This window comes from Streptomyces sp. YS415, from assembly GCF_023544665.1.
Classification (GTDB): domain Bacteria; phylum Actinomycetota; class Actinomycetes; order Streptomycetales; family Streptomycetaceae; genus Streptomyces.
On record NZ_JAMJFL010000003.1, the window covers coordinates 80,834 to 104,271 of the forward strand.

The following is a 23,438-nucleotide window of genomic DNA, read 5'->3' on the forward strand; positions in this document are numbered from 1 at the left end:
CCGTATCCCGAACGCGGTTCGCGGCATCGGGCGAGGTCCGCCGGGGTCCGCGCTGAAGCGCGCCTCGGCAGGTTCTTGAACCTCCCCGGCCCGCCGGTGGAGATCGAAAGGACGCTCAATCGCGGCGAAGTCGCGTATTTGGCCGCTCCGTTCGGATCCGGACGGCTGGACTCCGAGCGATACTTGCCAAGTTCAGCGCGGGTGCGGTCTGGAATCGCGGACAGGATCCGACCGGATCGATTCCTCAACACGTCATGAATTACCCGTACCGCGAGGGCATCTTCCCTCGTTATGATGCGGTCTCAGGCAGCCGACACCCGTCTGGGTGTTGAGGCGAGGTCATGCGTTTCTCGAGCATCGGCCGTTAGCTTCGCGCCATTGAGTCGAACGGGGGCGGTTCGAAATGGGTGGTTTTCTTGGCGCATTACTTCGCCGCCTCGAGGCGGCGGATCCCAGCCGTGAGGCCTTCGGCTTCGTCGGCACCGAGCCGCCCGGCCGACGAGGGCTGGGTTCACCGGCCCGGACTCTGACCTACGGCGAACTCGACCGCCAGGCAAGACAGTTGGCGGCCTGGGTCCAGTCGCGGGGCGGGGTGGGGCAGCGTGTCCTGCTGCCGCACTGCGAGGGCCCGCTCCAGATCGCCGCGCTGCTCGGCTGCTTCTACGCCGGAGCCACCGCAGTGCCCTGTCCGTCCCCGCTGGACGGCGGGCGCAATGTCCGCCGGCTGACCGCCATCGCCAAGGACGCCGACGTGGGCCTGGCCCTCGCCGACTCCGCGGTGGCGGCGGAGCTGTCCCGGCTCTTCGCGGGCAGCGACCTGGTCTGCCTCGCGGCGGACCGGGCGGCCCTGCCGGACCCGGGCGACTGGCGGCCGACGGTGTCGCACGACGACGACACCGCCCTCATCCAGTACACCTCCGGGTCCGTGACCCAGGTGAAGGGCGTCGTGATCAGCCAGCGGAATCTGCTGGCCGGACAGGAGGCCATCGCCCGGGCGCTCGGCACGGACGAGGGCTCGGTGATCGGCGGCTGGCTGCCGCCGTACCACGACATGGGCCTGGTGGGGCAGTTGCTGCACCCGCTCCACCTCGGCGCCCGAGGCGTGCTCATGCCCGCCACGACCTTCGCGGTACGGCCGCTCAGCTGGCTGCGGATGATCCAGACGTACGGCGTGACCGTGTCCGGCGGCCCCGACTACGCGTACGACATGTGCGCGCGGACGGCGACGGACGAGGAGGTCGCCCGGCTCGATCTGTCCTCCTGGCAGGTCGCCGTCAACGGCGCCGAACCCGTGCGGGAGGCCACCATGGCCGCCTTCGCGGAGCGGTTCGCCCCGGCCGGCTTCCGGCCCGAGGCGTTCTACCCGGCGTACGGGCTCGCCGAGGCGACCCTGCTGGTGACGGGCGGCACCCCGGGGCGGCGCCCCGTGCGGCGCGCGGTGGATCCCGCCGCGCTCGCCGCCGGCCGGATGACCGCACCGGGAAACGGCTCCCGCAGCCGGACCCTGATCGGGGTCGGACGGCCGCGCGGAGTGGAGGTACGGATCGTCGACCCGGAGAACCGGCAGGTGCTCGAGCCGGGGCGGGTGGGCGAGATCTGGGTCCGCGGCGAGAGTGTCGCGCCGGGCTACTGGCGGCGCCGTGCCGAGACCGAGGAAAGCTTCGGGGCGATCACGTCGGCTCATGACGGATCGTTTTTGCGTAGCGGCGACCTGGGAGCCGTGGATGAACACGGCGAGCTGTTCGTGATCGGGCGGCTCAAGGAAGGCGTCGTCGTCAACGGGGTGGATGTCGCGCCGGAGGACATCGAGACCTCGGTCCAGGGCCTGAACCCCTTGTTCGGGGTGACCGCGGCCGTCACCACGGGGCCGGAACGCGATCGGCTCATCGTGATCCAGGAAGTGCGCGAGAACGGCGTCCTCGACGGCGAACTGCCGTCGCTCGCCGAGTCCGTACAGACCCACCTCGACGGGGAGTTCGGCATCCCCGACGCCGTGATCCTGCTCGTCCGGCCGGGCGTGGTACGGCGCACCACCAGTGGGAAGCTCCAGCGCTCGGCCATGCGCGGGCTGCTGCGGAGCGGCGGGATCCGGCCGTTGTATCCGCGTGTACCGGCGTTCCAGGCCGACTCGAGTCCGAGTTGAGACCTTGTCCGGGTGCTCACCGGACCATCACGTGACCATCACATCACTGAGCGAATCCATGCTGCGGAACCTCAGCAGCGGAGTGCAGGCAACAGAGAGGATGCCGATGGACATCGAAGTGCTCGGCGCATGCAGACTGATGCAGGCCGGCAAGTCTGTGGTGCCTTCCGCGGTCAAGCCACGCAAGGTTCTCGCGGTTCTGGCCCTCAATCCTGACCGTCCCGTCTCCGTAGGGATGCTGGTGGAGGAGGTCTGGGGCGAGACCCCACCACCCAGCGTCGCAACGACCCTGCAGACGTACATACTTCAACTTCGCAACCTTATCACCTCCGCCATCGGAGGCCCATCGCCGGATATGCCCCTGGGCGCGAAAAGCGTGCTCGTGACCCAGCCCGGCGGCTATCTGCTCGACACCCAGGGCGGTTCCGTCGACGTCCGGGAGTACGAGCGGCTCTCCGGCGGCGGTCACCGGGCCCTGGAGAAGGGGGACTACGAGGCGGCGGCGGACCTGTTCCGCAAGGGCCTGTCGCTGTGGCGCGGGCCGGCCCTCGCCGACGTGGAGTGCGGGCGGGTGCTGGACGTCGAGGTGACCCGCCTGGAGGAGTCCCGGATGGGCATCCTGTGCCGCCGCATCGAGGCGGACCTGCTCCTCGGGCGCCACCACGAGATCATCGGCGAGCTGTTCGGGCTCGCGGCACGGCATCCGCTGCACGAGGGCATCCATCTCCAGTTGATGCTCGCGCTGTACCGGGCCGGGCGGCGCACCACCGCGCTGGAGGTCTACCAGCGGCTGCGGGACGTGCTCGCCGGGGAGCTCGGGCTCGACCCGAGCTACGAACTGCAGTCGCTCCAGGGGGCGTTGCTCGACTCCTCCTCCGAACTACGGCTGGACCAGCCGCTCTCGCTCTTCAGAGTGCGAGCGCCGGGCCGGTACTGACGTACCGGTGTTACCGGTCGCGCTGCTCCTGCCCGGTGCGGGAGCTCAGTACCCCGCCATGGCCTATGGCCTGTACCGGTACGAGCCCGCCTTCACCACGGCCATGGACGCGGTGTTGGAACTGCTGGGTCCGGCCGGGGAACGGTTGTACCGACTGTGGTCCTCCGGTGAGCGATTGCGCACCGTGGCCGAGGTGCATCCGCTGCTGTTCGCGGTCTGCCACGCGCTCAGCGAGACGGTACGGGACCGGGGTCTGCGCCTCGGCGCGGTCCTCGGCCAGAGTGTCGGCGAGCTGGTGGCCGCTGTTCAGACCGGCGTGCTGCCGCTGACGGACGCGGTACGCCTGGTCGCCGTGCAGGCCGACGCGCTCGCCGGGGCACCGGCGGGCGGAGCGCTCGCGGTCGCCGCCGCACCGCCCGCGGTGACGCCCTTCCTGCGGGGCGGCACGGTGGTGGCCGCGTCCAACGGGCCCGGGCAGACCGTGGTCTCCGGCTCGGAGTTCGGGCTCGCGGCCACGCGGCGGGCGCTGGAGGTCGCCGGGCTGACCTGGATGCGGGTGCAGGTGCCGGCGGGGCTGCACGGGCCGCTGGTCGCCCAGGCCTGCCGGGAGACGTTGCCGGCGTTCCAGGCCTCCGTGTTCACGGTGCCGCACACGCCCCTGCTGTCCGGGAGCGCGGGCGGCCGGCCCGAGAACGAGCGGGCGGTCGATCCCGAGTTCTGGGCCCTGCAGCCGTCCCAGCCGGTGCTGCTGGACGCGGCGCTCGCTCAACTCACCGCGGTCGGCGCGCTGTTGTGCGCCGAGGTGGGTCCCGGCCACGGGCTCGCGGTACAGGCCCGGCGGCACGGTCACCGGGCGGTGTCGCTGCTCGACGGGTGTGTCGGGGCGCCGCACGAGGAGCGGGACCGGTTGCGGCAGGCGCTGGACTGTCTGGTGCTCGGGCATCCCGGGGAGCGGACGGGCCCGCCGCCGAACGCGAGGGTGGCATGGTTACGGCCGCCCCCCGAACCGCAACCGGAATCGGGAACCTGAACTGGGCATATGCCGCCCCGTGAGCCTGCGGGGCGGTCCACCAGGGCTTGAGCGGTGCGGCGGAGGCTTGGTCCGTTCTCGTGCGGGTGGTTGCGGTAGCCGGACGTACGGGGACTGACCGGACCCTGCGGACCGCGAGGAGTGACACCCGGTGGAGCATTCTGTGCGTGCGACCACGGCCGAGGCGAGGCTCCGGAGCCGTACGGACGAACTGGAGCGCGCGCTGGCGCCCTCGGGGACGGGTGCGCTCGCGGGCGAGAGCCTCGCCCGGGCCGAACGGATGCTGGACGACTGCGCGTTCGGCGCCGAGTTCGTGCCGGTGGAGTCCGGCGGCCGGCTGGAGCGGATCGACGGGCTCGGCCGGGTGGTGCGGCCCGCGTGCAGGCGTGATCTCTCGCTCGGGTTCGGGTACGGGCTCAACTGCTACTTCGCCGCCACGCCCGTGTGGGCCGCCGGTGACCCGGCGCAGCGCGAGTGGACCGCCGCCCTGCTGCTCGGCGGGGGCCGGATCGCCGTCGCCCGGCCCGCCGTCGCGCACGCCAACGACTTCGTGCGCGACGAGTTCGCGCTCATCAAGAAGGACGGCCGGTGGCGCCTGGACGGCGCCAAGACCGCCGTACTCAACTACTCCCGGGCCCGCGGTCTCACCGTCATCGCCGGCACCGAGGACGGCACGCACGAAGCGCTGCTGATCGACCGCGAGATCCTGCCCGAGGGCGCCCTGCGCACCCTGTACCGGTACCGCACCGTGGGACTGGACGGCTGCGAGTTCGGCGGCCTGGAGTTCACCGACTGCCCCGTGCCGGAGGAGGCCGTGATCGGCGAGCCGGGCCAGGGCATGGCGCTGGCCGTCCGCTGCTCGGTCGTCACCCGCGCCCTGCTGCCCTCGGTGCTCATCGCCGCCGCCGACACCGTGCTGCGCACGGCCATCCGGTTCGCCGTGGAGAACCGCGGCGACGACCCCTACGGCCCGCTCAAGTCGACGTACGGGCGCGAGGTGCTGACCGGCGCCCTGCTGGACCTGCTGATCAGCGACAGCATCGCCCTGGCCGCCGCCCGCGGCATCCATCTGCTGCCCGACCGGGTGAGCGCCTGCGCCGCTGCCGCCGCCTACACCGTGCCCAAGCTGCTCCAGGACTCCGCGCACGACCTGTCCACGGTGCTGGGCGAGGCGTACTTCGACAGCAAGGGCCCCTACGGCGCCTTCGGCCGCATGGCGCGCGACCTGCCGCTGCTGGCACAGGGCCACGCGGGCACCGCCGCCCGCCAAGCGATGCTCGTCGCCCAGCTCCCGCACCTGGCCCGCACCTCCTGGCTGGTGGACGACGAGCCGCCGGCCGCGCTGCTGCGGCCCTGGGAGGACCTGCCGCCCGCCGATCTCGGCGCCCTGGCGCCCGCGGGCATCGCCGACCCCGTCGTGCCGGTCCTGAGCGCCTGCGCCGGCCTCGGCGACGAGCTCGGCGAGCTGGTCACCGCCTTCCTCGGCGAACTCCGCAAGCTGCGCGGGCGGTTCGCCAGGATCACCCCCGGCGACGGACTCTCCACCCCGGACACCCTGGCGCTCACCGACCGGTACGCCCTGGTCTGCGCCGCGGCGGCCAGCCTCGGGGTCTGGCGGGAGCACCGCGACGCCCGCCCCGGAACCTTCCTCGCGGACCCGGCGTGGATCACCGGCGCGCTGTACCGGCTGGGCGCCCTGCTGGGGCTCGACATCCCCAAGGCTCCTCAGGAGGCCGTCGAACGGCGCCTCTTCGAGGCCGTCCTCGAACGCTACGAGCTCAAGCGCTCCTACGACCTGTACGAGACGAACCTCGCAGAGTCCTGACCGGAAGGAAACCGCCCATGCGCGCACACGCCGACGACACACAAGCCGACGACACGTCCGGCGATCTGATCTCCGCGGTGGTCCAGGCGGTGCGGCGGGTCATCGACGATCCGGTGGCCGAGGTGGGCACGGACTCCCTGCTGAGGGAGGACCTGGGCTTCGACTCGGTCCTCATCATGCAGCTGAAGTACCGCGTCGAGCAGGCCGTTCCGGAGCTCGGCGAGCTCTCCCTGCCCGACATGGTCGACAGCATGACGTCGGTGGGCTCCCTGGTCGCCTACCTGCGCGACCGTCTGGTGAAGGCGGCCGTCTGATGGCCCCTCCCAGCGCCGGAGCCCCGGTGCGCGTGACCGGTCCGGAGGGCCCGTGGGACGACGTGCTCGGGCCCCTGGCCGGCCGCGGCACCGTGGTGACCTACGGCCGAGTCGCCGACTGGCTCCCCGCGGACACTGGAGAAAGGGTTCTGCGCCCGTTGCTCGGCCCCCGTGACTGGGACCGCTTCCAGCGGCTGAGCCACCGCCGGGTGCGGGAGGGCTTCCTCGCCTCCCGGCTGCTGCTGAAGCACACCGCGGCCCGGGTGCTGGCCAGCAGCCCCGAGGCGGTGGACCTGGCGTACAAGCCGGGCGGCCGGCCGTACCTGCGCGGCTGCGACCAGATCGACATCAGCCTCAGCCACACCGAGGAGGTCATGGTCGTCGGGGTCACCCGGCGCGGCCTGCTCGGCGTCGACGTGGAGCGCGCCGAGCGCCCGATGGTGGGCACCGGTGTGGAGTTCCAGGCCTGCACCCCGCACGAGCGCGAGCTGCTCGAGTCACTGCCCGAACAGACCCGCAACAGCGCACTGGTCCGGCTCTGGACGCTGAAGGAGGCGTACAGCAAGGCCATCGGCCAGGGGCTGCGCTTCCGGTTCACCGAGTTCGGCTTCACGCTCGACGACGCGCGCATCAGCCTCCAGCGGCCGGACGGCTCCCCGGGCACCGGCCCGGAGTGGAGCTTCGGCACCTACGCCCTGGAGTCCGACTACGTGGTGAGCGCCGCCCTGCGCGACGAGGGCTTCGGCGCCGCGGCCGACACGGCCGTCGACACCACGCTGGACCAGAGCCTGCTCGGCGTGCTGCTCGGCCGGCTCTGAACCGCCGGCCCCGCGCCCCGCCCCCTCTTCGGTCCGCCCTTCCTGTCCCTTCCTCTCCCTGTCCCTTCTTCTCCCGACACCCGTTTCGCCCATTCAAGGAGGCACCCATGGCCATGTCCGAGTCCCCCGACCGCTTCACCCTCGCCGATCTGCTCCGGCTGCTCAGCGAGAGCGCCGGCGTCCCCGAGGGCATCGACCTGGAGGCCGAGGACGTCGTCGACACGCCCTTCTACCGGCTCGGCTACGACTCGCTGGCCCTGCTCCAGGTCACCGGCAGGCTCAAGCGGGAGTACGGCCTGATGCTGCCCGACACGATCGTCGCCGACGCCCCGACCCCCCGGGCCCTGCTCACCGTCATCGCGCACGCGCGTGCCGCCTGACGTCCCGCGCGGCAGTCGCCGAAAACGGTGCCGGCCGCGTACCTTCCCGGATTTCTCCGGGGAAGGTACGCGGCCGGTTTTTGCGTCCAGCTCCTTGCTCCCCCGGCTGGGGGAGGGCCGGTTGGATCAGAAGCTGGGCGCGGCGGTGGGGGACCTCAGCTGGCCCAGGTACGGGTGCCACAGGTGGGTCGGGTCGCTCTCCACCGCTTCGATGATCTCCCACATCGCGGAGAGCGCCTTCGGCTCCTCGTCATCGTAGACGTCGCCCTGGAGCATCTTGAGGATGTCCAGCCGGTAGCGGTCGTCCTGGACGAAGGCGGTGAACAGGATGTTGAGGCGGTAGTAGGCCTCGATGAAGCGGTGCCAGTAGCCGACCGCCTTGCGGAGCTTGCCCTCGTAGGCGGCGAAGCGCTCGTGCTTGAAGTCCCCGGCCTCGTGGGCGGCGATGATGTCCTTCGCCGCGAGGCGCGCGCTGTTGAGCGCGACGGAGACGCCGGAGGAGAAGATCGGGTCGACGAAGCGGGCGGCGTCGCCGATGAGGACGTAGTTGTCGCCGGCGATCTGCTTCATGCCGTAGCTGTAGTCGCCCTCGGTCTTCATGGGCTTGACCTGCTCGCAGTTCTTGAGCACGTCGAGCAGCTCGGGGCGGGAGGCCACCGTCTCCCAGAAGTACTTCTCGCGGTCGCCGCCGTACTCCTGGAACCGCTTCTTCTGGCTGACGACACCGATCGAGGTGATGGTGTCGGTGATCGGGATCTGCCACACCCAGGTGTCGATCACCGGGAGGAAGTGGATGAAGATGTAGTCGGCCTGGTCCTTGTTGACGGCGAGGGCCTTGCGGTCCAGACCGTCGAACCACGTGTGGACGGCGTACTGGTTGAAGACCGGGTCCGGGATCTTGGTCTTGAGCTGGTTGCCCAGACGGGTCTGCCGGCCACTGGCGTCGACGACCATCTTGACCGGGATGTGCGTCGACGAGGAGCCGACCTTCACCTCCACGACCGGTATCTCGCCGTCGAAGTCGACCTTGCCGACCCGGACGCCCTGGAAGACCTTGGCGCCCAGCTCCTCCGCGTGCTTGAGGAGGATGTGGTCGAACTTGCTGCGGTCGACGTGGAAGGTGTGGTCCCGGTCCACGCCGTCCTGGTCACGCTCGCTGAACAGGACCTCGGCGGCGCGGAAGTCGTGGTTCAGGCCGCGGAAACCGTTGTGGTTGATGTCGCGGTCCTCGGCGGAGGTCCAGGCGGCACCGAACTTCTTCGGGAAGCCGGCGGCCTCGACCTTGTCCATGGCCCCGATCTCCAGGAGCACCGGGGTGGTGGCCGGGACCAGGGACTCGCCGACGTGCTCACGAGGAAAGTTCTCCGCCTCGAACACGGCCACGGACAGCCCGGCCTTGGCCAGGTACGAGGCCACGGTCGATCCCGCGGGGCCGCCGCCGATGACTGCGACGTCGAATTGTGCGTCCACGATGCTCTCTCTTCCTTCGGTCGGTTCAGGCAGCGGGCTGCGGGGCCAGGGAGTGGACCATGTCCGTGATGGCCGCCAGGTTCGCGAAGTTCCGGCCGGTGATGTGGGTCGGGGGCACGACGACCCCCAGCTCGGTGCGGATGAACGAGAGCAGCAGGGAGGTGTTCATGGAGGTGAGGACGCTCCACTCCAGCAGCGGGGTCTCGTCCGTCAGCTCCGAAACCTCGCTCTCGCCGAGGAACTGCTGCTCGATGTACTCGCTGATCCTCTGACGGATCTCTTCATGGGACAGCGCCGCCACTGGGGCCTCCTGTTGGTCTCGGGCTTCGGCGTGGGGGGAGAGCCGTACAGCCGGTGATGCTGGGTGCTCGCGGTTGAGGTTCACTCGGCAACCGCTCGGGCGACCGCGCCACGGGCCGCCGGTACCCGGCTCGCGGTGGCCGCGAACCGGGTCAGCCGGGCGCTCAGCGCGGCCCTGAACTCCGGTTCCTGGAGGAAGAAGTGGCCGCCGGAGACGAGCGTCAGATCGAAGACGCCGGTGGTGATCCGCGACCACGCGGCCATCGACGAGGCATCGGTCAGCACGTCCTTGCGCCCGGCGAACGCCGTCACCGGAACCGTCAGCCGGGGGCCCGGGGCATGGGTGTAGGTCTCGACGACCTTCAGATCGGTGCGGATGGCCGGCAGATAGAACTTCAGCAGCTCCGGCTCGGCGAGCAGCGCCTCGGGCAGCCCGCCGATGCGTTGCAGCCCCTGGATGAACCCGTCGTCGGGCAGATGGTGGAAGGGGCGGTGCGACAGCGGTTCGGTGGGCCCGTTGCGGCCGGAGACCAGCAGCAGCTCCGGCGGGGTGCCCTGGGCGGTCAGTGCCCGGGCGGTCTCGTAGCCGACGAGCGAGCCGAAGCTGTGCCCGAACAGGGCGTACGGCTCGTGCCGGCGCTCGCCGATCTGCCGTACCGCCTCCTCGGTCAGCGCGGACAGGCCGTGCAGCAGGGGTTCGCGGACCCGGGTGCCGTGCCCGGGCAGCTCCAGGGGGACCACGGTGACGTGGCCGGGCAGGTCGGCGGCGAGCCGGATGTACGGATGCGCGCTGCCGCCCGCGTGGGCGAGGCAGAACAGGGTGAGTCGGTGGTCGGTGGCCAAGGGAGGTATTCCTTCCGCGCTCGAGGTACCGGCGGGACATGTTCGACGCGGATCGCACCAGGGCACGCTCGAGTCGCCGTCGACACGGCTTCGAGAGGGGTGGAGGCCGCCTGCGCCCGCGACTGGCCGGAAGGCATCGCTCCGGCACGGCCGGTGACGGCGGGCCCGGCGGGACGCCCCCGCACGGGCCGGGCGGCCACGACTGCCCGTGCCGCACGGCCCCTATCTCCCCCGCACACCCTGGGCCAAGGGCGAGGACCGGCCACACTCGCGCTCTCTCAAGGGCGTCTTGAGTCCGTCTGCCTACCGTCGCGTTCGGCCGCACTTGAGGATGAGAGGTGCCACGGTGAGCGGACCTGCGAGGGAGATCACCCCCGAAGCGGTGGAGAACTGGCTGGTGGAGCAGATTGCACAAAGGACATTGCTTCCCCCGGCGACGGTGTCGGTCCACCTGTGCTTCGACGAGTTCGACATCGACTCCGCGGACAGCCTGGTGATCACCACGGCCCTGGCGGACTGGCTCGGCGACGAGGTGGACCCGCGTGCGCTGGTCCGTCATCCGACGATCCGGTCGCTAGCCGGGTACCTGGCCGGCCGACGGGGCCAGGTCACAACGGGAGGTACACCGGTCCATGGCTGAGAACCGACGGTACGAGCCGCGCCCCGACGACATCGCCGTCGTCGGGGCCGGCTGCCGCTTCCCCGGCGGCGTACGCGACCTCGACGGGCTGTGGCGGGTGCTGATGGATGGCGTGGACGTCATCACGCCCGTGCCCGCCGACCGCTGGAGCGACGACTTCCACCACCCCGACCGGCACAACCCCGGCACCACCTACTGCCGTGAGGGCGGATTCCTCGACGAGATCGACCGGTTCGACGCCGACTACTTCGGCGTCTCCCCGCGCGAGGCCCGGGGCATGGACCCCCAGCAGCGACTGCTGCTGGAGGTGTGCTCGGAGGCCATGGAGGACGCGGGCCTGCCGCGAGGCAGCTGGGAGGGCACCCGGACCTCGGTCCACATGGGCATCCTCGGCTCCGACTACCTGCTGCTGCACGCCCGGACCTCCGGGATCCAGGCCATCGACCCCTACTTCGCCTCCGGCAAGGAGTTCAGCTTCGCCGCCGGGCGCATCGCCTACACCTTCGGGCTGCACGGTCCCGCGATGACCGTCAACACCGCCTGCTCCTCGTCGCTGGTCGCCGTCCACCTGGCCTGCCAGGCGCTGCGCAACGGCGAGGCCGACACCGCGCTCGCGGGCGGCGTGAACGTGATCGTCGCGCCCGAGCTGTCCGTTTTCATGGGCAAGGTGCAAGCGCTGTCCCCGACCGGACGGTGCCGCCCCTTCGACGCCCGCGCCGACGGCATCGTCCGCGGCGAGGGCTGCGGCGTCGTCGTCCTCAAGCGCTACGCCGACGCCGTACGCGACCACGACCGCGTGCACGGGCTGATCCGCGGCTCGGCCGTCAACCAGGACGGCCGCAGTGCCGGACTGACCGCCCCCAACGCCCTCGCCCAGCAGGCCCTGCTGCGCTCGGCGCTGGCCTCGGCGTCGGTCGCGCCCGAGGAGCCGGTGTTCGTCGAGGCGCACGGCACCGGCACCCCGCTCGGGGACCCGCTGGAGATCTCCGCGCTCACCGAGGTGCTCGGCCGGAGCCGGCCGCCCGAGGAGCCCCTGCTGGTCGGCTCCCACAAGGCGCACTTCGGGCACATGGACTCCGCCGCCGGCATCGCCGGCCTGCTCAAGACGCTGCTGGTGCTCCGGCACCGCACGGTCCCGGGGCAGATCCACCACGTCTACCCGGCCCCGATGATCGACTGGGAGTCCTCCGGGACGCTCGTCCCCGTCGAGCACGTCCGGCTGCCCGGCGAGGACCTGCCGCTGACCGCGGGCGTGAGCGCCTTCGGGCTGTCCGGCACCAACGCGCACGTCGTGCTCGGCAGCGCCCCGCAGCCCGCGGCCACCGACCTCCCGGACGGACCGCACACCCTGCTCATCTCCGCGACCACCGCCGAAGGCCTGCGCCGGCTGGCCGCCGACTACGGGGCCCGGCTCGCCGACCCGGTCGGACCGGTCGCGGCCGCCTCCGCCGTACGGCGCACCCATCTGCGGCACCGGATCGCCGTCGTCGGCAAGGACGCGGCCGACCTCACCGCCGCGCTCGCCGACGCCGAGGGCGGCCGGGCTGCCGAGAACCCGCCGAAGCTGATCCATGTCTTCTCCGGGCAGGGCTCGCAGTGGCCGCACATGGGCCTGGACCTCGCCGAGACCGAGCCCGTGGTCCGCGCGACCCTCGACGACTGCGACGACCTGCTGCTCTCCGAGGCCGGCTGGTCCCTGTACGACGTCCTGCGCGACCCCGACCCGGCCCGGCTCAAGGCCACCGACGTCGCCCAGCCCGCGGTCTTCGCGGTCCAGGTCGCACTCGCCCGGCTCTGGCGGTCCTGGGGCGTGCGCCCCGACGCGGTGATCGGCCACAGCATGGGCGAGGTCGCCGCTGCGCACATGGCCGGCGCGCTCGAACTCGAGGACGCCGTACGGCTCGTGGCGCACCGCGGACGGCTCATGCACCGGGCCGCCGGCACCGGCCGGATGGCCAACGTCGAGCTCGGCGCCGACCAGCTCCGCGAGCGGCTCGCCGCCCGCCACCCCGAGGTGGTCGTCGCCACCGAGAACGGCCCCGCCTCCGTCGTCATCGCCGGGCCCAAGGAGGCCGTGGAGAGCGCGGTCCGCGAACTCGCCGACGACGGCGTGAACGTCGTCGCGCTCCCGGTCGACTACGCCTTCCACTCCCCGCTGATGCAGCCCTACGCCGACGAACTCGCCGAGCTGCTGCAGGGCCTGACGCCCAGCACGCCCACGGTGCCGTTCCTGTCCACCGCCCTGCCGGGCCAGGACGTCCCGCTCGACGCGGCCTACTGGAGCGCCAATCTGCGGGAGCCGGTGCGGCTGTGGCCCGTCGTCGACGCGCTGCTCGCCGCGGGCGAGACGGCGTTCGTCGAGATCGGGGCCCACCCCGTCCTCGCCCGTCCGCTCCAGGCCTCCCTCGCGCACCGCGAGCGGCGCGGACCGGTCGTCTCCTCGCTGGTCCGGGGCCAGGACGGCCCGACCATGCTGGCCCGCTCCCGGGCCAGGCTGCACGAGGCCGGCGTCGAGATCGACTGGGCCGAGGCGCACGGTGCGCCGGTGCGACCGGTGACCCTGCCGCCGCACCGCTGGGCCGACGAGCGGTTCTGGCTGGACGGCGTGGAGCGCGGCGAACAGGGCTCCGGCCCGGCCGCCCTGGACGGACTGCGGGCCGAGGTGCGGCTGGTGGACGCGAAGGGGCGGGTGGTCGCGGAGCTCGGCGCCGAGGCGGGGGCCGCGACGCCGGCGCCTGCTGCTCCGGCACCGGTTGCCGCGCCCGCTCCGGCCGCCGTCGCCGCGCTTTCCGCGGCGGAGCCCGCCGAGGAGGCGCCGCCCGCGCCGGTCGCCCATGGCCGGGAGCACGTGGCGTCCACGGTCCACGCCCAGCTGGTCAAGGTCCTCGGCCACGGGCCGCGCAAGCGGCTGCCGCGGACCCGGGGGTTCTTCGAGCTGGGCATCGACTCGATCTCGGTCGCGGAGTTCGCCCGCCGGGTGGCGGAGGAACTGCGGGTCCCCGTGGACGGCGCGGACGCGCTGTCGCACGGCACGATCGACGGTTTTACGGACTACATCATGACGCTGGTTCCGGAAAGCGCCGAGGAGACTGCCGCTATCGGTAGTGGGGCGGCTGCCGCGCCGGCCGGGCCGGTCGCGCCCCGCGGCGAAGCCGCAGATCGACACAGCCCCGCGCCCTTTGGCGGCGCTGGTGAACCCGGCGACTCCCAGGAGCCGGTCACCGTCACCTCCGCTGCCGAAGCCTCGGGCCCGGGGTCTGCCGAGGTCACACCCGTCGCCGTACCCGAACCCGCCCCTGCCTCCGACGACGACGAGGCCGTCGAGCCCATCGCCATCATCGGCATCGGCTGCCGCCTCCCCGGAGACGTCACCGGTCCGGAGGACTTCTGGCGGCTGCTCGAGCAGCGCGTCGACGCCAGCGGTGACGTACCCGCCCAGCGGTGGGACGCCGCGGCTCTCGACGGAGTGCCGGCCCGCGGCTCCTTCCTCGGTGAGGTCGACGGGTTCGACAACTCCTTCTTCCGGATCTCGCCCCGCGAGGCCCGCACCATGGACCCGCAGCAGCGGCTGTTCCTGGAGGTGGCCTGGGAGGCGCTGGAGGACGCCGGGGTCCGCGCCGACCGGATCGGCGGCTCCCGTACCGGGGTGTTCGTCGGCCTCAACACCACCGACTACCAGCAACTGGTGACCCGCCGCGAGGCCGATGTCGACCTGTACTACGGCACCGGCAACTCGTTCAGCGCCACCGCGGGCCGCATCTCCTACTTCCTGGGACTGCGCGGCCCGAGCCTGGCCGTGGACACCGCCTGCTCCTCCTCCCTCACCGCCGTGCACCTGGCCTGCCAGAGCCTGCGCGCGGGGGAGAGCCGGCTGGCGCTGGCCGGCGGGGTCAACGTCATGGCGACCCCGACGGTCTTCCTCTCCATGGGGGCGGCCGGGGCGCTCGCCCCCGACGGACGGTGCAAGACCTTCGACGACTCCGCCGACGGGTACGGCCGCGGCGAGGGCGCGGGTGTGGTCATCCTCAAGAAACTCTCGACCGCGCTGCGCGACGGTGACCGGGTGTACGCGATCATCCGCGGCAGCGCGGTCAACCAGGACGGGGCCAGCGGCGGGTTCACCGTGCCCAGCGGCACCGCCCAGGAGGAGGTCATCCTCACGGCGCTCGACCAGGCCGGGATCGCACCGCACGAGGTGTCCTACGTCGAGGCGCACGGCACCGGCACCCGGCTCGGCGATGCCGTCGAACTGCGCGCCCTGGCCGGGGCGTTGGGCACCGGCCGGCCCGCCGACCGCCCGCTGGTGGTGGGCTCGGTGAAGACCAACGTCGGCCATCTGGAGGCCGCCGCCGGAGTCACCGGACTGATCAAGACGGTGCTGGCGCTCGGCCGGGAGCGCATCCCCGCCCAGCTCCACCTGTCCCAGCCGACCCGCCAGCTGGACTGGGCGAAGCTGCCGCTGGGCGTGGCCGGGGACCCCGTGCCGTGGCCGCGCGGCGAACGGCCCAGGATCGCGGGCATCAGCGCGTTCGGCTTCACCGGCACCAACGCCCACGTCCTGGTCCAGGAGGCCCCGGCCCGGCCGGAGCCCCGGGTCCCGGCGCGGCCGGTACGGCCCTGTGTGCTGACCGTGTCCGCCGCGACACCGGACGCCCTCACCGCCGCCACGGCCCTGATGCGCGAGCGCGTCGCCGCCGCAGCCGACAGCGAACTCGCCGACCTGTGCTGGACCTCGGGCGCCCGCCGCGCCCATCTCCCGCACCGGATCACGGCCGTCGGACGCAGCCGCGACGAACTCCTCACCGCGCTGGACCGGGCCCGCCCGGTGCAGGCCCGCGACGAGGCGTCGGTGCTGTTCGTCTACGGCCGCACCCCCGCCGACCTGTCGGGTCACGAGGAGGCGCTGGCCGGGGACCCGGAGGCCGCCGAGGTCTACCGCGCCACCCTCGCCGAGGCCCGCGAGGCGCTCCGCGCCGAACTGGGCGAGAGCGAGGGCCCGGCGCACCCGGGCAGCGTGGAGCACGCCGGCGAGGTGTTCGCGGGCCAGCTCGCGACGACCGCCCTGTGGAAGGTGCTCGGCGTCGAGCCCGACGCGGTCGTCGGCTGGGACATCGGCGAGTACGCGGCTGCCGTGGTCGCGGGCGACCTCACGCTCGTCAACGCCGTACGGCTGCTCGCGGCCGGTGTGCCCGTCCCCGGGCAGCCCGACGGGGCGCCGGTGGCCCGCCACTCCGCCGCCGACGGCTGGAACCCGCTGGCCACCGAGGTCATCACGGCCGGCCTCGACGTCCTGCTCGACATCGGCACCGGAAGCCGCGCCATCCGCATGCTGGGCGCCGCCCTGGACGCGGCGGCGGAACCGGGGGAGAGCATCCCGGTGCAGCTCACCGCGCCGCGCCGGCGCCAGCCCAGCGGGGTGGAGAAGGCCTACCTCGGCCCGGTCGAACTGCTGGAACTGGCGGGCTCGCTGCACGCCCACGGAGCGAGCGTCGACTGGGACCGGCTGGTGCCGGGACCGCACCGTCCGGTACCGCTGCCCGCCTACCCCTGGCAGCGCAAGGCCTATTGGGTGGACACTCCCTACGCGGTGGAACCCCGGCCGCAGGCCGAGCCGCAGCCCGCGGCGCCGGCCGCACCGGAGCCCGCCGGAGATCTCGCCGCCGACCTGCTCGCGCTGCCGCCCGACCGGCGGGAGGAGCGACTGGTCGACCTGCTGCTCAAGCTGGTCGCGCAGGTGCTCGGCGAGGAGGCCGATGTCTCGCCCGACCAGGGCTTCTTCGACCTCGGTATGGACTCGGTGCTCTCCCAGGACCTCAAGCAGCGCGCCGAACGCGAGCTGGGTCTCGAACTGCCCGGCACCGTCATGTTCGAGTGCCCCAATGTCACGTCCTTCGCCCGCTTCGTCCTCGACGAGGTGCTCACCGAACCGCAGGACCAGGCCGAACCCGTCGAGGCAGCCGCCCCGCAGGAGCCGGCCGAGGACCTGGATGACCTCGACGACGACTCCCTGCTGAGCCGTCTCGACGACGCGCTGGCGTCGTCCGAAGCCCTGTTGACCGAGGGAGACCGACCATGACGACCCCGGACTACCGGGCCAAACTCGTCGAAGCCGTCCGCACGATCGAAAGGCTCCAGGGCGAACTGACGAAGAACCGCAGCCGCCCGCTGGACGAGCCGATCGCCGTCATCGGGCTCGGCTGCCGGCTGCCGGGCGGCGCCAAGGACCCCGAGGCGCTGTGGCGGATGCTGGTGGCGGGCACCGACACCATCCGGGACTTCCCGGCCGAACGCGGCGACGCGCAGGCGGTGTTCGACGCCGACCCCGACCAGCCCGGCAAGGCGTACGTCACCCAGGGCGGCTTCCTCGACGAGCGCGTGGACCTGTTCGAGCCCGGTGTCTTCGGCATCTCACCGCGCGAGGCCGTCGGCATGGACCCGCAGCAGCGGCTGGTGCTGGAGGTGGCCTGGGAGGCGCTGGAGCGGGCCGGCTACGCGCCGGACCGGCTCACCGGCAGCCCCACCGGCGTCTACTTCGGCGTCTCCACCACCGACTACGCCCGGATGCGCCAGAGCGAGGGCGACATCCGGGACGTCGACGCCTACCAGCTGGTCGGCGAGCCCAGCTTCGTCGCGGGCCGCATCTCCTACACCCTCGGCCTGATGGGACCGAGCAAGGTCGTCGACACGACCTGCTCCTCCTCCCTGGTCGCCCTGCACGAGGCCTGCCAGGACCTGCGCACCGGCGAGTGCGACATGGCGCTCGCCGGCGGCGTCAACCTGATGCTGTCGCCGTACGGCTTCGTCATGATGAGCAAGTTCGGCGGGCTCTCCCCGGACGGCCGCTGCAAGACCTTCGACGCGAGCGCGAACGGCTATGTGCGCGGTGAGGGCGCCGGAGTGGTCGTCCTCAAGCGCTACTCCGACGCGCTGCGCGACGGCGACCCGGTGCTGGCGCTGGTGCGCGGCTCGGCCGTCAACCACGACGGACGCAGCAGCGGGCTCACCGTGCCCAACCCGGCCGCCCAGCAGGGCGTCATCCGCGGCGCCCTGGAGCAGGCGGGCATCGCCCCCGGCGACGTCGACTACATCGAGGCGCACGGCACCGGCACCGCGCTCGGCGACCCGATCGAACTGCGCGCCCTGCAGGCCGTGATCGGCCGCAACCGCCCGGCGGACAACCCGCTGAAGGTCGGCTCGATCAAGACCAACATCGGCCACCTGGAGTCGGCGGCCGGCATCGCCGGTGTGCTGAAGCTGGTCCTCGCCCTCCAGCACGGTCACATCCCGCCGCACCTGCACTTCAACGACCCCAACCCGAACGTCGACTGGGGCAAGCTGAACGTCGAGGTCACCAAGGACGGCGGGCCCTGGGACGCGGCCGGCGACCGGCCCCGCGTCGGCGGCATCAGCAGCTTCGGCGCGAGCGGCACCAACGCGCACGCCGTGTTCAGCGCGGCGCCCGTCAAGGCCGTGCCGCCGGCGGCCGCCCGGCCCCAGGTGCTGACCCTGTCCGCGCACTCCGCCGAGGGCCTCGCCGAACTGGCCGGGCGCTACGCCGGTCACCTCCGCGACAACCCCGAGGCCCCGCTCGCCGACATCAGCTGGACCAGCCAGGTCGGCCGCTCCCGGCAGCGGCACGGACTCGCCGTCACCGGCTCCGCCGCGGGCGAACTCGCGGCCGCGCTCGAGGCGTTCACGCGCGGGGAGCGGGCCTCCGGCACCGTGACCGCCGAACTCCCCGTCCACAAGCACCGCAAGACGGCCTGGCTCTTCACCGGCCAGGGCTCCCAGTACGCCGGAATGGCCCGTGGCCTGGCCGACGAGCCCGCCTTCCGCACCCCCTTCGACGAGGCGGCGGACCTGTTCGACGTCCATCTGGACCGCCCGCTGGCGTCCGTGGTGTGGCCCGAGCCCGGCCAGGAGTCGCCGGTCGACGACACCCGCTACACCCAGCCCGCGCTGTTCGCCGTCGAGTACGCGCTGGCCCGGATGTGGCAGTCCTGGGGCCTGAAGCCCAGCGGGCTGCTCGGGCACAGCATCGGCGGCATCGTCGCCGCCTGCATCGCGGGCGTCTTCGCACTGCCGGACGCCGTCCGGCTGGTCGCGGCCCGCGCCGCCCTGATGGCCGGGCTGCCCGCGGGCGGCGCCATGGCCGCCCTGGACTGTGACGAGGCCACGGCCCGCGCGGCCATCGCCGGACACCGCGACACGGTGTCGCTGGCCGGGGTCAACGGCCCCTCCAGCGTGGTGATCTCGGGCGCCGCCGCCGACGTGGACGCGGTACGCACCGCGCTGGAGCAGCGCGGGATGCGCACCACCCGGCTCACCGTCAGCCATGCCTTCCACTCCCCGCTGCTCGCGCCGATGCTCGCGGAGTTCCGCACGGTCGCCGAGTCGCTGACCTACCGGATGCCGGACCTGCCGCTGATCTCCGACCACACCGGACGCGCCTGGACCGCCGAGGACTGCGGCCCGGAGTACTGGGTGCGGCACGCGGCCGGCACGGTCCGCTTCCACGACGGCCTCACCGCGCTGCACGCGCAAGGGGCCCGCACTTTCCTGGAGATCGGCCCCGCCCCGGTGCTCAGCGGCATCGGGGAGCGCACCGGCCTGGACGGCGACTGCCTGTACGTGCCGTCCCTGTACAAGCCGAGGGCCGGCGCCCCCGAGGACCGCACCGCCGTCCAGCGGGCGCTGGGTCTGCTGCACCTGCGCGGCGAGACCGTGGACTGGACGGCGGTGCACTCGGGTTCGGGACGCCCGCCGCGCCGGGTGGCCCTGCCGGTCACCCCCTGGCACGGCGAGCGCTACTGGTACGAGGAGCGCCGGGAGACGCCCCGGGCCTCCGCAGGCACTCCGGTGCCGCAGGCCGGGATCCGGCTGCACAGCGCCGTACCGACCTATGAACTCCAGCTGGACGAGCCGGAATGGGACCGCTACGCGCGCACCGACTCGGACGGCCTGCGGTTCCTGCCCGTCGGCTCGCTGGGCCGGGCGGCCCGGGCGGCGGCGGCGGACGCGCTCGGCGGGGTGTGGTCCTGCATCGAGAAGCTCGACGTGTTCCAGCCGCCGCCGATGGACCGGGCCGGACGGGTGCTGCAGATCACCGTCCACGGCGACGAGGACGGCTGCGCGATCGTCGAACTGCACAGCCAGACCCCGGCCGAGGCGGCCGCCGGAGCGCCCTGGACGCGGCACGCCCACGCGGTCCTGCGGCGCCGGGCGAGCACCCGCTCGCGGCACTCCGGCAGCTCGGCCCCGACCCTGGCCGGGCAGGAGTACCGCGACGAACTCCACTACGAGACGGCCTCGTTGTCGGACGCCCTGATCGGTGCCGTCGTCTCGGCGCACCGCGGTGACGAGGGTGTGCTGGTGGCCCTCGGCCTGGACAGCAGGGATATCGCCGACCACGCCGTGCAGGTCTTCGACGCGGCCGTCGCGGCCGTGTCCTGGGACGCGGGGCTGAGCGAGGCGGGCTTCGCCGGGCGGATCACCGAGGCGACGCTCGAATCGCTGGACCGCGCCCGCTACGTACGGGCCATCGCCCAGAGCGGCAAGGAGCCCGGCACGGTCTCCGGCAGCGTCGACCTGTTCGCCGACGACGGCGCCTACCTGGGCGGCATCCGCGATCTGACGGTCGTCAGCCGGGCGGCGTCCGCCGCGGCGCCCGCCCCCGCTCCCTGGCGGGACCCCGACGAGCTGCTCACCCGGCTGGAGTGGCAGGAGATCGAACCGGCCGCCGCCGCACCGGACCTGTCCGGCCAGGGCTGGCTGCTGGTGCCCGACCGCACCGGCACCGCCCGCCGGCTGGCCACGGCGCTGCGGGCCCGGGGCGCGCACTGCCGGATCGAGGAGTCCGGTGCCCCCGACCTGGACGGCTGGCTGAGCGACCTGCCCGACGGGGTCGCCCCGCACCGGGTCGTGCTGCTGACCGGCCTGGACGCGCCGCGCCCGGACGCCGCCGACGCGGAGTCGCTCACCGTCTTCCGGGACCGCGCCGAACTGGCCGCCGTCGCCCTGGTCCAGGGCCTGACGGCCCGCTCGGCCTGCACCAGGACCGGGCTCAGCCTGGTCACCCGGGGTGCCGTGCCCGCGCTGGCGGACCAGGGCGTCACCTCGCCCTTCGCCGGGACGCTGTGGGGTCTGGGCCGGGCGATCGCGCTGGAGCACCCCGAGCACTGGGCGGGCGCCATCGACCTCGACCCGCGGACGGGGGAGAGCGACGAGGGCGCGGCGCTGGTCGCGGCGCTCGCCGACACCGCCGCCGAGGACCAGCAGGCGCTGCGCGGCGAGAGCCGCCGGGTGGCGCGGCTGGTGAAGTTCCCGCTGACCGCCGAGGAGCTCAGGCGCCGGCCGCGCATCGACCGGCAGGGCACCTATCTGATCACCGGCGCGTTCGGCGGCATCGGCCAGGCCCTCGCCCGCAACCTCGCCGACAGCGGGGCGGGCAAGCTCGTCCTGCTCGGCCGCACCCCGCTGCCGCCCCGCGCCACGTGGAACGACCCCGAGCTCACCGGCTCCGTCCGGGAACGCGTCGACTTCGTGTCCGCGCTGGAGGAGACCGGGGTGCTGGTCGACGTGGTCGCGGCCGACGTCAACGACATCGAGGACATGCTGCCGGTGATCCAGGGCCTGTCGACCGGCCTGATGCCGCTGCGCGGTGTGGTGCACGCGGCCGGCACCTCGGTCCCGCAGTTCCTGCGGGACATCCCGGTGGCGGACCCGAGCGACTACGACGCCGTGTGGCGGCCCAAGGTGGTCGGCGGCTGGCTGCTGCACCAGCTGACCGAGGGCCTGGAGCTCGACTTCTTCCTGGGCTTCTCCTCGATCGCCGCGACCTGGGGCTCCCAGCACGTCACCAGCTACGCCGCCGCCAACTCCTTCCTGGACGCGCTCGCCGAGTACCGGCACGCCCAGGGCCTGGCCGCGCTCACCGTGAGCTGGGGCCCGTGGGAGCTGACGTCGAACCTGTTCGGCGCCGATGTCGTGGAGTTCCTGACCTCCACCGGTCTGCGCATGCTCTCCGCACCGCAGTGTCTGCGGCTGCTGGACGCGCTGCTGGCCCAGGACGCCCCGCAGGCGGTGGTCTGCTCCGCCGACTGGTCGGTGTACAAGCCGGTCATGGAGGCCCGCGCCGACCGCCCGGTGCTGCGCACGGTCGAGATCGACGAGGGCACCGGCGGGGGCACGTCCACGGCGGTGCTGGAGGCCGTGCAGACGGCCGACGCGGCGGGCCGTACGGCCGTGCTGACCGGCTATCTCCAGCAGGTGCTCGGGGAGGTGCTGGCGGTGCCGCCGGAGTCGGTGCTGCCGGAGGCGGACGTGATGTCGCACGGCCTTGACTCGCTGATGGTCATGGAGGTCGTCAAGCGCTGCAAGGGCGACCTGGGGATCAGCGTGCGCCCGAGCCAGTTCTTCGAGCGGACCGCGCTGGAGGACTGGGTGCGGCTGCTGGACACCGAGCTGGGCGGCGAGGGCGAGGCCGCCCCGGCGCCGAGCGCGGACTGGACGGAGCCGGCGCTGATCGCCGCCGATGTCGTCCTCGACCCGGCGATCGTGCCGGCCGGACCGGTCGGCGAGGGCTACACGAACCCGGCCGACGTCCTGCTCACCGGTGCCACCGGCTTCCTCGGGGCCTATCTCCTCGACGAACTGCTGGCCACCACCGACGCCACCGTCCACTGCCTGGTCCGCTGCGACACACCCGAGTCGGGCCTGGCCCGGATCCGGCAGAACCTGGAGCAGTACCTGCCCTGGCGGGCGGACGCCGCGGACCGCGTCAAGGTCGTCCCCGGCGACCTGGCCAAGCCCCGGCTCGGCCTGGCGGACGCGGAGTTCACCTGGCTCGCCGGCACCCTGGACGCGATCTACCACAACGGCGCCTGGGTCAACTTCTCCTACACGTACGAGCAGTTGCGCCCGGCGAACGTGATCGGCACCCAGGAGATCCTGCGGCTCGCCTGCGCGGGCCCGGAGCAGATCCCGGTCTCGTACGTGTCGACGTACGGCATCTGGGGCATCCCCGCCGACGGCCGGACCGTGATCGGCGAGGGGGACGACATCCTCGGCGCCGGCAAGCTGGTGACCGGGTACGTCCAGACCAAGTGGGCGGCCGAGCTGCTGGTCCGCCAGGCGCAGGAGCGCGGTATCCCGGTCGACATGCACCGGCCCGGCCGGGTGCTCGGCGACTCGCGCACCGGAGCCTGTCTGACCACGCACTTCACCACCCGGGTGATCAAGGGCTGTGTGCAGCTCGGGATGGCGCCCGATCTCGATCTGGAGATCGAGATGACCCCGGTCGACTACGTCACCTCGGCGCTGGTGCGGATCTCCCGCGGGACGCACGCGTGGGGGCTGACGTACCACCTGGTCAACCGGCGCAAGGCGGGCTTCAAGGAGCTGCTGGACGCGATGGAGCGGCACGGCTGGGAGTTCCGCACGGTGCCGGTGGAGCAGTGGTGGCGGGGGCTGCAGGAATCGTTCGGCGTCAACGACAACGAGCTGCACCCCGTCATGGGGGTGGTCGAGGAGTTCGTCGTCGGCGGCGAGGAGGCCATCGACTACGACGCCACGAACACCGTGCAGGCCCTGGTGGGCTCGGGTATCGCTTGTCCCCCGCTCGATCAGGCCCTGCTGTCGCTCTACTTCGAGTGGATGGTCCGAACGGGGTACTTGCCTGCACCGTCGCGCAGGGAGAATAATTCATGGCAGGATGAATCCATCAACGGGTGAATTCAT

Annotated in this window: 13 protein-coding genes and 1 pseudogene; 11 read left to right on the forward strand and 3 right to left on the reverse strand. The window is 72.7% G+C overall.

From position 1 onward, the window contains the following. Positions 1–403 precede the first annotated feature (403 nt). From M8H82_RS05145 to M8H82_RS05180, 8 genes and pseudogenes are all read left to right on the forward strand, one after another. The gene (locus M8H82_RS05145) at positions 404–2,143 is read left to right on the forward strand and encodes a fatty acyl-AMP ligase (protein ID WP_250071212.1); all 1,740 of its coding nucleotides are present in this window, start codon (positions 404–406) and stop codon (positions 2,141–2,143) included. Between the two features lie 139 nt (positions 2,144–2,282). Then, a pseudogene (locus tag M8H82_RS36600) lies at positions 2,283–2,462 on the forward strand (winged helix-turn-helix domain-containing protein); the annotation flags it as partial. A gap of 63 nt (positions 2,463–2,525) precedes the next feature. Next, entirely contained in the window at positions 2,526–3,080 is a 555-nt protein-coding gene (locus M8H82_RS05155; protein WP_250071447.1) for an AfsR/SARP family transcriptional regulator, read from the forward strand. A 7-nt stretch (positions 3,081–3,087) separates the two neighbouring features. Beyond that, positions 3,088–4,110: an acyltransferase domain-containing protein gene (locus M8H82_RS05160; protein WP_308293234.1), complete on the forward strand. Its 1,023-nt coding sequence runs from the start codon at positions 3,088–3,090 to the stop codon at positions 4,108–4,110. Positions 4,111–4,273: 163 nt separating this feature from the next. Then, positions 4,274–5,935 carry an acyl-CoA dehydrogenase gene (locus tag M8H82_RS05165; protein ID WP_250071214.1) on the forward strand — a complete coding sequence of 554 codons (1,662 nt, stop codon included), beginning with the start codon at positions 4,274–4,276 and terminating at the stop codon, positions 5,933–5,935. A gap of 17 nt (positions 5,936–5,952) precedes the next feature. Further along, a complete protein-coding gene (locus M8H82_RS05170; RefSeq protein WP_250071215.1) occupies positions 5,953–6,249 on the forward strand; it encodes an acyl carrier protein in 297 nt (98 codons plus the stop codon). After that, a complete protein-coding gene (locus M8H82_RS05175; protein ID WP_250071216.1) occupies positions 6,249–7,067 on the forward strand; it encodes a 4'-phosphopantetheinyl transferase superfamily protein in 819 nt (272 codons plus the stop codon). Before M8H82_RS05170 ends, M8H82_RS05175 begins: the two co-directional genes overlap by 1 nt. A 107-nt stretch (positions 7,068–7,174) precedes the next feature. Next, positions 7,175–7,447 carry an acyl carrier protein gene (locus M8H82_RS05180; RefSeq protein ID WP_250071217.1) on the forward strand — a complete coding sequence of 91 codons (273 nt, stop codon included), beginning with the start codon at positions 7,175–7,177 and terminating at the stop codon, positions 7,445–7,447. Positions 7,448–7,573: 126 nt separating this feature from the next. On the opposite strand, the gene M8H82_RS05185 is transcribed toward M8H82_RS05180, so the two are convergent. The 3 genes from M8H82_RS05185 to M8H82_RS05195 form a co-directional block, all read right to left on the reverse strand. Continuing rightward, positions 7,574–8,917, reverse strand: coding sequence for an NAD(P)/FAD-dependent oxidoreductase (locus M8H82_RS05185; protein WP_250071218.1), 1,344 nt, complete (start codon positions 8,915–8,917; stop codon positions 7,574–7,576). Between the two features lie 25 nt (positions 8,918–8,942). After that, positions 8,943–9,218 carry an acyl carrier protein gene (locus tag M8H82_RS05190; RefSeq protein WP_250071219.1) on the reverse strand — a complete coding sequence of 92 codons (276 nt, stop codon included), beginning with the start codon at positions 9,216–9,218 and terminating at the stop codon, positions 8,943–8,945. Between the two features lie 80 nt (positions 9,219–9,298). After that, positions 9,299–10,060 carry a thioesterase II family protein gene (locus M8H82_RS05195; protein ID WP_250071220.1) on the reverse strand — a complete coding sequence of 254 codons (762 nt, stop codon included), beginning with the start codon at positions 10,058–10,060 and terminating at the stop codon, positions 9,299–9,301. Between the two features lie 382 nt (positions 10,061–10,442). On the opposite strand from M8H82_RS05195, the gene M8H82_RS05200 reads away from it, so the two are divergent. The 3 genes from M8H82_RS05200 to M8H82_RS05210 are packed head-to-tail and all read left to right on the forward strand — an operon-like array spanning position 10,443 to position 23,432. After that, on the forward strand, positions 10,443–10,700 hold the full coding sequence (locus tag M8H82_RS05200; RefSeq protein WP_250071221.1) for an acyl carrier protein: 258 nt from the start codon (positions 10,443–10,445) through the stop codon (positions 10,698–10,700). Next, on the forward strand, positions 10,693–16,776 hold the full coding sequence (locus tag M8H82_RS05205; protein ID WP_250071222.1) for a type I polyketide synthase: 6,084 nt from the start codon (positions 10,693–10,695) through the stop codon (positions 16,774–16,776). Before M8H82_RS05200 ends, M8H82_RS05205 begins: the two co-directional genes overlap by 8 nt. After that, positions 16,773–23,432 carry a type I polyketide synthase gene (locus M8H82_RS05210; RefSeq protein WP_250071223.1) on the forward strand — a complete coding sequence of 2,220 codons (6,660 nt, stop codon included), beginning with the start codon at positions 16,773–16,775 and terminating at the stop codon, positions 23,430–23,432. The genes M8H82_RS05205 and M8H82_RS05210 overlap by 4 nt, the downstream gene beginning before the upstream one ends. The last annotated feature ends 6 nt before the right edge of the window (positions 23,433–23,438 follow it).

Coding starts and splice junctions, on each gene's coding strand:
- M8H82_RS05145 (WP_250071212.1), top strand. CDS start 404: ATGGGTGGTTTTCTTGGCGCATTACTTCGCCGCCTCGAGGCGGCGGAT.
- M8H82_RS05170 (WP_250071215.1), top strand. CDS start 5,953: ATGCGCGCACACGCCGACGACACACAAGCCGACGACACGTCCGGCGAT.
- M8H82_RS05175 (WP_250071216.1), top strand. CDS start 6,249: ATGGCCCCTCCCAGCGCCGGAGCCCCGGTGCGCGTGACCGGTCCGGAG.
- M8H82_RS05180 (WP_250071217.1), top strand. CDS start 7,175: ATGGCCATGTCCGAGTCCCCCGACCGCTTCACCCTCGCCGATCTGCTC.
- M8H82_RS05205 (WP_250071222.1), top strand. CDS start 10,693: ATGGCTGAGAACCGACGGTACGAGCCGCGCCCCGACGACATCGCCGTC.
- M8H82_RS05210 (WP_250071223.1), top strand. CDS start 16,773: ATGACGACCCCGGACTACCGGGCCAAACTCGTCGAAGCCGTCCGCACG.